Origin of the sequence: Streptococcus oralis, from assembly GCF_003943415.1 — a bacterium.
Classification (GTDB): Bacteria; Bacillota; Bacilli; order Lactobacillales; family Streptococcaceae; genus Streptococcus; species Streptococcus oralis_BJ.
This window is the reverse complement of sequence record NZ_RJPK01000008.1, coordinates 43,720-51,395: the sequence shown is the minus strand read 5'-3', so window position 1 is coordinate 51,395 and position 7,676 is coordinate 43,720. Positions and strand designations below refer to the sequence as shown.

The 7,676-nt window shown below is 36.0% G+C and carries 7 protein-coding genes and 1 pseudogene; all 8 read right to left on the bottom strand.

Going from position 1 to position 7,676, the window contains the following annotated elements; genetic code table 11:
- Positions 1-2,205, bottom strand: a pseudogene (locus tag D8801_RS09160) (toprim domain-containing protein); the annotation flags it as partial.
- Positions 2,206-2,216: 11 nt separating this feature from the next.
- On the bottom strand, positions 2,217-2,477 hold the full coding sequence (locus D8801_RS09155) for a hypothetical protein (RefSeq protein ID WP_125849336.1): 261 nt from the start codon (positions 2,475-2,477) through the stop codon (positions 2,217-2,219).
- Between the two features lie 117 nt (positions 2,478-2,594).
- The gene (gene mobP2 / locus D8801_RS09150; protein ID WP_125849334.1) at positions 2,595-4,964 is read right to left on the bottom strand and encodes a MobP2 family relaxase; all 2,370 of its coding nucleotides are present in this window, start codon (positions 4,962-4,964) and stop codon (positions 2,595-2,597) included.
- A gap of 18 nt (positions 4,965-4,982) precedes the next feature.
- Positions 4,983-5,543, bottom strand: a complete 561-nt coding sequence (locus tag D8801_RS09145; protein ID WP_125849332.1) for a hypothetical protein — start codon at positions 5,541-5,543, stop codon at positions 4,983-4,985.
- A 10-nt stretch (positions 5,544-5,553) separates the two neighbouring features.
- A complete protein-coding gene (locus D8801_RS09140; RefSeq protein WP_044021397.1) occupies positions 5,554-6,003 on the bottom strand; it encodes a hypothetical protein in 450 nt (149 codons plus the stop codon).
- A gap of 10 nt (positions 6,004-6,013) precedes the next feature.
- Positions 6,014-6,802 (bottom strand): DNA/RNA non-specific endonuclease, encoded by a 789-nt coding sequence (locus D8801_RS09135; RefSeq protein WP_125849330.1) that lies wholly within the window; start codon positions 6,800-6,802, stop codon positions 6,014-6,016.
- A gap of 2 nt (positions 6,803-6,804) precedes the next feature.
- Positions 6,805-7,152 (bottom strand): hypothetical protein, encoded by a 348-nt coding sequence (locus D8801_RS09130; protein WP_050223661.1) that lies wholly within the window; start codon positions 7,150-7,152, stop codon positions 6,805-6,807.
- The gene (locus D8801_RS09125) at positions 7,145-7,480 is read right to left on the bottom strand and encodes a hypothetical protein (RefSeq protein WP_125849328.1); all 336 of its coding nucleotides are present in this window, start codon (positions 7,478-7,480) and stop codon (positions 7,145-7,147) included. The genes D8801_RS09130 and D8801_RS09125 overlap by 8 nt, the downstream gene beginning before the upstream one ends.
- Between the last annotated feature and the right edge of the window lie 196 nt (positions 7,481-7,676).

The window sequence follows — 7,676 nt, the reverse complement described above, 5'->3', positions numbered from 1 at the left end:
CTCCTGACTTTGTTCAGGGGCTTTTTCTATGTACTCCAGTATTTGTGCATCTAAACGATCAATTTCTTTTCTGATAGACGTCGTACTATCCGCAAAATAAGCATCCCTTTCCAATCTAGTACGTTTTGCGAATAACTTGTCTAAATCAGTCGTTATAAATCGTGACATTTCTTTTTCAAATTGCCATGCCTGTAGTTCATAGTTAATGCCTAAATCTTCCCGAATTTTTTCTGCTAATTCATCTTTCCATTTTCCATGTAATTCCCAAACTAGCTCTATAGATTCTTGATTATCTGGAGTTTGTTTTTCTTCAACCGTCTTATCTATACTAGTCGGATCAATGACGACTGTTTTTTTATTTTCTATCGAAAATGTGAGATTGTCCCAATTTTTTTCTAACCACCCTGCTTCGTCTTGATTTTTTTCAATAGGCTCTGGTTGTGGTGAGATTGATTTTTCCTGATTCGAGGGCGTTAATCCTACATTTTCTTGCCTTTGTTTGGCAAGTAATTCATCCACCTTCAGTCTTTCCTCATCTGTTTTCGGATGATACTTGATTTGTGAAGATAATTGAAACTCTCCTTCTTCAGTCAACTCCAGGGCAACTCTTCGTAACCCTTTTACAAAATACGTATTTGGTTGTTTTTGCCACTGGTTCACTAGCCCCTCATCAATTAAGGCCTGTGCTGCTGGTTGAATGCTCGTTTTACCCATTTGTTCAGATATAGCCTCAAGTCTAGTCAACTCTTCTTGATAGCGTTTGAGAGTAGCTTTGGTAAAGAACGACTCCCCACGCTTAGCTTTTTCTAACTCTTCACGGATTCTAGGTATATTTTGAACACTCATCTCCAGACCACTTCCCTGACGATTCAACCCCATTTCTTTCAAATGTTGTTGGTGCTCCAGGCGCTCTACTCGCTCTTCCTGTTGCCTAATCTCATCCATCTTTGAGAAGACTTGACCTTCTATTTGTTCTTGCTTACGCATAAAGCTAGCACCGCCTCGCTTATCATTCACGGGTTGCCCATTTGTTAGTGCTTGGTGGGAATAAGCTCTTGAAATAGCCTCGTCTTGTTCACCCCTTAGTCTTTCCAATTTTCGACGTGCCTGGGCAAGACGACTGTTATCAGGCTTTTCTTCCTGTTGATTCTTTAGAACATCATTCCAGTCCGTTTTATCTTGTCCTGGTTTTAGTTCTGGTAGATCTGAATTGATGACAGCTCCTTTTGCCTCCAATTCTTGAATGAATGTTCTACCTGCTTTATCATTATCTAAAGCTAGAGTAATCAAATCCGCATTTTTCCCATCTTCAAAAAAGTGATGATCAATAGCTACTTGAAGTCCGTCCGCTAATTGTTCAGTTGTCCATCTTAGTGGTTTTCCTGAGATTTCAGCTTGAATTTGAGATAGATGACGGCCTATAGTCGATTCTTTCAAACCATCCATAGAAACTAATCTGACATCCTGCAAGCTATCCTTATGCAATTCATAGTAGGACATTAAATCTATTGGGCTCTCAGTAAAAATCAATCGTTTTGGACTACCAATATCAACATGAATACCTGTCATAGGATCGGAGTTTTTCATAATCACTTTAGCATATCCATGTTTTGGCCACTTCTCCCAATTCTCCTGTATTCCTTGTAAAGAGGCTCCAACAACTTCACCTGAAGAAGAAAGGGACTTGAAGACAATAACTGGCTCAATCGCATTTGTTGTAACTCCACCATTGCCTTCCGCAAAGTAGTCAAGTTTGGCGTTAGCTTGGGCTAAAACACCCTGTTCCAAAAAATAATCAATCGTTTCATCTGATAGACCACGTTGATTTCGTAAGTAGTCTCGTCCAGCTGATAACGGCTGCTCGTATTTCTCAAGATAGTATTTAAAATCTTCTTGAGCTCTTTCAACCATTTGAAACTCTTTAAAATTTCCATCATTTAAAAAATCTACAGATTGGTTAAAATCCACTTCCTTTATCGTTTCAACTAAAGAAATCGCATCTCCTCCTGTATTTCTGGAGAACCATTTCCATAAATTCTTATCAGGCGATATAACTAGGCTATCATGTTCTTTCCATCGATAGTCTCGTCCAGATCGAACCAGCTCCATCTGGAGCTCGTTTGCAACATCCAAAATATCTCTAGAACGTGCAAATTCAACACGTTCTCTACGAGTTTTCCCACGTCTTGATTCTTGTTCTGTCATATAAAATCTCCTTAAAATCCTTCATACTGTGGTTTATACGGCTCTTTCTCTGCTTGTAGAAACGTTTCTGGATCTAAGTGAACCAATTCCCCTACTGAAAAAGATTCAAATAGCTCAGAATTTTCCTTAAAATCTAGAACCATTTCTAAATCAGAATTTCTTCCTTGACCCTCAAAATGCACTTGCTTGCTATCAGCATTCATTGCCGTAATTAACCATTCGGCTGAGAAATCAAAGTCTTCAACTGTAACATCTGGAAATAATAGCTTCATTTTTCTTCTCCTTTCTCTTTTTATCTTTCTATTCTATGCAATAATAAAGAAATCACAGTTAAAGGGACAATATAATTCCATTTTTCAACAAAAAAGTCATTGCTTTTACAATGACTCTTATATACTTTGTCCTTTTTCTTCAAGTTCTTGTCTCTCATCACTTCTCTCACGTTCCATGAGGGCTTTTTTATTTGCACGTTGTGCCCTCTGAAGAGAGTTAGTCAGATTTCTCATGAAATCTGTATTGATGATTGCTTTACCTTGGGATTGTTGGATATTTTTTCTTTGCAGGACCTTTCTTTCTTGCATTTTCTGTGAAACAGCTTGAGCTAACTGACTTTTATGATTACTTTCCTCCTCTGGCAACAATTTCTGATAGAGTGATTTGAGCTCAGAAAATCCTTTCGCATTCTCCTGTTTTAATTTTTGAATAGTAGTTTGATCAGTCGTTTGTGAAATTTCCTTGTTTCGACTGTAAATCTGATGCTTCAGCTGGAAAATGGAGATATGTGTCTGTAACTCTTCTATGTAGCTATCTTTCGTAACAGGATAGCCCTTTAGAATAGTCAGCACTCCTTCATCTTGAAGAGGTTGAACTGCCGCTAATTCTCCCTTCAAACGTTTAATTGGTGCTTGAATTGTTAATGAATCAGCCTTTTCTACTGAAAATGAAACACTATCTTCAAACTGGTTAGCAAGAGATTGTTTTAGAGATTGGTCTGCTTCACCTAGTTTATAATTTGGAGTCAGTTGCAATTCAGTCAGCTTCAGTCTTTGTTGAATTTCTTTCTTTTTCAATTCAACAAATGGCTTATCGGTTTCAAGTGGTTGAATTTGATCAAAAAGAGTTTTACGAACTAATAAACTACTCTGTTTTTCCTCCAATAAACTCAATTTTAAAGCATAGCGAAATGTTCCTAACTCTTGGCGTTCTTTTAAAGTACGATCAGATTTATTCTTGGCTGCATCCACAAGAGCTCTCAATTCATCTGAAGAAAATAAGGATAAATCCTTTAGTGTTAGCTGTTTTGCTAGTAAATTCTCTTTCATCTGGCTGACATCATAAACTAGGTCACTAACAAAGTCAGGAACCCCTATCCCTCTCCCCTGCTTATCATAAGCAGAGTAGGTTGGTTTCACAATTTTAAGGGGTTTTGCTCCATCTCTCAACTCATAACCCAATCTTTTCCACGCTTGCAACGATTTGACAACACTTGCGTTAGGATCCTGAGCTAAAATTAATTTTTGATTGTTTTCTGAGAAATTGGTCAAATTTTTTTCCAGACGAACGTCAGCTATTTCAGGAGCATTCTCACGAAATAGGTGCAAGATTTTATTTGCTAGTCGTTCTCTCAACTCCTTCTCTCGATTCACTATTAATTGCTGCAGATGATAGCCTGCAGCTTCCTGTTGTGTTTTCTCAAAACGACCATCAACTTTCCGAATCTTTTCGTAGGTTGATTTTTTTTCAGCTGAATAAGCTCCTCTATAGGTTTCTAGGAAGTCCTTCGTTTCTTTCAGAAATTCTTGATAGAGCTCTTTCCCATCATTTTCTAAATAGGAGTCCAGATAGCGGTCAAGGAAGAATTTACTGACTGCAAAATCTCTTGCATTTGATCCATAGCGCCATTTTTTATCCATAGGCAAATGATTATAAGCCTGCTCCAAAAAATTTTTTTCAGCTGAAGAACGAACCTTCTGATCTCTAAATACAGAATTGATCAACTCACTTCTGATATTGGCCAAGATTTGTTCTCGTCGAACAATCATTCCTCTAGTCTGTTCATTCAACAGCCCATGAAAAACATCGCTTTTAAAACGCTCAATAGTTTTCTGGGAAAAGTTTCCTCTAAATTCCATTCGTCCACGAGGTCGATAGAAAATTTTTTCTCTTGCAGACTCGACTTCTGATAAACCAAAATGCACATGAATATTATCCGTATTCAAGTGAATGTTAGCCCACCAAAATGATGAATCAGATAAGCCTTCTTTTTCAATCAACCTCGGCAATGCTTCACGTATGACCGACTTGATAGCTTGCTGATCGACTTTCCCAGTTTCCAGGTCATATAATCCCTCTTTTGCCAAAAAATCATTATCAAAAGAGATAACACCCTGCCATAGAAGAGAGCCATTTTGATAAGCCTGTTCTAACTTACTTTTCAATTCAGTTACTTTGCTACGCTGCAAGTAATTGGCTTCTTTTGTAAAAATCGCTGTCATCTCTTCATTTTGATTTTCAGTAGCATAAGAACGATTCATATAATCGATGTACTCCTGGAAATTAAGTTTTGTTTCTGGGACTTCAGCTTGGATTTTTTGTATTTCATCTTCAGTTAGAGACTCAATATTTTGTCTGTGTGTCTCTAAATTTAATTCATTATCAACCTCGACAGCTTCATCTCTATTGGTGTAGTCTACAAACCCACTATTTGCTTCTGTATATTGCAGCATGAAGGTAATACTTGGACTAGAAGATACGTTCATTATTTTCCTCTCTTTGAATTAAAATAGTCCATTTTTTCTTAAAAGAGCATAGTCTTTTAATAACGGTTGTAATTCTTCAGGTTCAACTTGAAAATCATTGATCCACCGTCCTGATTGAGAAATATGTAATTCTTTTTGCCCTTCAACAAATTGCATGGGAATCAACAAAATATTTGGTTTTTCTAACTCTGAACCACTTTCTCGTTCTAAAAAGGCGACAATAAAATCTTGATTTCCTTTTGTCCTCAATTGCCAGTGATGGGAGTTCCCGTTTTTCCTTTTATACAATGAGCTGTATTTTACATCAATCGTTAGACCATCTAGCCAAAAATCATATACTGGATTATTTTTCTTGAAATACTTATTCGCATCCGTTGCATCTGGAACATACTTTTGAAAAAGCTCCTCGGCCATTCCCCCGAGCTTAGCTGTCCTAGAACCATACTGAATTTTATCTTGAATTTTAAGGCAGCCACTCTTTATTAATTTCAAATGAGCTATATGAGTAGGCAGCCCTGACTGTTTCACCGCTTCATGAAAATCTCCTGTTTCTAAATAGATTTCAACAATATCTACCATTTACTGTACCTCAATGAGAATGTTTGATAGTTTGACCACGTGCAATATCTTCTTGAATGACATCGTTGATTCTTGCCATCAATTCATGCTGTGTAGGATCCAATCGTGAATGAATAGATTCCAATTCTTGAACATCAAAATCATCTTTCGTAATAGCATGAAAGTTGGTTAGCGTTAGATAGAGAATTTGATCAAGTTGACGATGAATTGCCTTGTTATCATTTCCAGAATCAAAGGCATCCCCCAAATTTTTTTCCAGCTGGGTCAGTCGCTCATAGAAATTTTTTCCTTCTCCTAATTCAATAAAAAGTTTATAAAAAACTTCAATCAAAGTGACAAGCGTTGCTGAATTATTTCGATACTGTTTCTGCAAAGCAGACGATTCTTTCAAGTAGGATTTTATTTCCTTAAATTTTTCATGTGTTTCTTCGCTAAAATATAAGCTAAGTCTTGGATTCATTTTTCCCTCCTCAAATTTTCTGAGATGATCCTGTCAAATAATTGATTTTATATCCTGGTTGAATATTAAAGATATACACATCAAATGAGATCTCATCATCTTCAATACTCTGTGCTTCCATACGAACTCCTCTAGCAACTAATTCCACATTTCTAAAGATGGGAGTTACTCGATATCGAACATGGTGGTTCGTATTTTTTATGTAGTTAGCAATTTTATTTTCATAGTAGACCATTGATGATTGTTCATCTTCAAAATTTGCATTTAAAGCACGTGTGCCTGTAAATAAATTTTTAGCATTCGCATTTTCTCCACTTAATTGAAAACCGATTAAGTGAGAACGATTATATAAATAATCTTCTTTCCCGTTGAAAATTATTTTTTTATTTTTCCACCCTGTCGGTGTGACAGACGAAATAGATTCTCTGTCTTCTGTTGGCATCAATTCTTTTCCCAACATCGCTTCAGCAATTCCTACACGATTTAAAAAATCTAGATCAGAATATTTTTCCCAGCTGCCATTTTCTAAACTCAATTCGCTTTTTGTAAATTGTGATTTTTCATTGACGACAATCACCTGATTTTTTCCATCATACTCCTTCGATTTCAAATCATCATTTTTCAGAGTAGAATTCAAATTTGAGTCAGAATTTTTTTCTTCAGCTGAATCGGCTATGTTCAATTGAGTCGGGATATCATTTTGTGTCAAGCCAGATTTGATAGCATTAAAATTGTTAGGTTGTACGACAAAGATTGCAAGAAAAATGAGAATGATGAACAGAGATTTATTCTTCTTCATTTTCAAACACCACCTGACCGTCTTTCAGCTTCAAGTGCAGATACATCATCCATAAAATGTAACCAATTTGTGGTTAGTTCATTTACAATATCTTGTTTAACATTTAAAGCTGAAAGAGAAATTTCATTCTTCAACATCAATTCTAAAATCTGACTTTGTTGTTTTTTGATATCGGATAATGTTTCCGCAAATTGATTATTGTACAAATTCAATCCGTCATTCATTACGATATTTTGAACTTGCGATAACATAAACTCATTGAAACTTGGATAGTTATATTTTTTTGAAATATCTCGAAGTTGTTCAAACATATCATCAGGTATATTTCTGATTTTGATTTCCTTAGTCATCACTTTCCACCTCTCCTTCATACTCTAACCAACGTGAAATATGACCGCCATAACGATCCATTTTTTCTTCAAATTCAGAGAGTATCCTGGTCTGTTTTTTCATTTGTTCCAGAACATGGTCAGAAGCTAATTTCATATTTTCCAAATGAGCAACATACAAATCTTGAGCACGATTAAATTTTCCGTACTCAATTTTTTCACGACAGATTGAGAGCAGAAAATCATTAAATGACTTAGCTTTATTTTTTTCTGCGAGTGCTTTTAGATAATTAATTTCATCATCAGTAAGCCCTCTAATCTCAATTCGATTTTGTTTTATATTTGCCATTATTTCAAATTTTCCTTTCTAAAAAACAGCGCCCTTCTTTTTTCTTTTGTCGAAGCAAAAGCAAAAAGAAGCAAAAAAGAAAACTTCAACCTCGCAACATCACGAACCGTGTCGGTTCTATTTTTGCGGTTTTTCAACACACTAACACACACAGAGGGACTAAGGTCCTTTTTAGGTGTGTTGTGTTAGAAAAGAG

Excerpts from the sequence above, each read along its gene's own strand:
- D8801_RS09155 (WP_125849336.1), bottom strand. The coding sequence starts at position 2,477 with ATGAAGCTATTATTTCCAGATGTTACAGTTGAAGACTTTGATTTCTCA.
- mobP2 (WP_125849334.1), bottom strand. The coding sequence starts at position 4,964 with ATGAACGTATCTTCTAGTCCAAGTATTACCTTCATGCTGCAATATACA.
- D8801_RS09145 (WP_125849332.1), bottom strand. The coding sequence starts at position 5,543 with ATGGTAGATATTGTTGAAATCTATTTAGAAACAGGAGATTTTCATGAA.
- D8801_RS09140 (WP_044021397.1), bottom strand. The coding sequence starts at position 6,003 with ATGAATCCAAGACTTAGCTTATATTTTAGCGAAGAAACACATGAAAAA.
- D8801_RS09135 (WP_125849330.1), bottom strand. The coding sequence starts at position 6,802 with ATGAAGAAGAATAAATCTCTGTTCATCATTCTCATTTTTCTTGCAATC.
- D8801_RS09130 (WP_050223661.1), bottom strand. The coding sequence starts at position 7,152 with ATGACTAAGGAAATCAAAATCAGAAATATACCTGATGATATGTTTGAA.
- D8801_RS09125 (WP_125849328.1), bottom strand. The coding sequence starts at position 7,480 with ATGGCAAATATAAAACAAAATCGAATTGAGATTAGAGGGCTTACTGAT.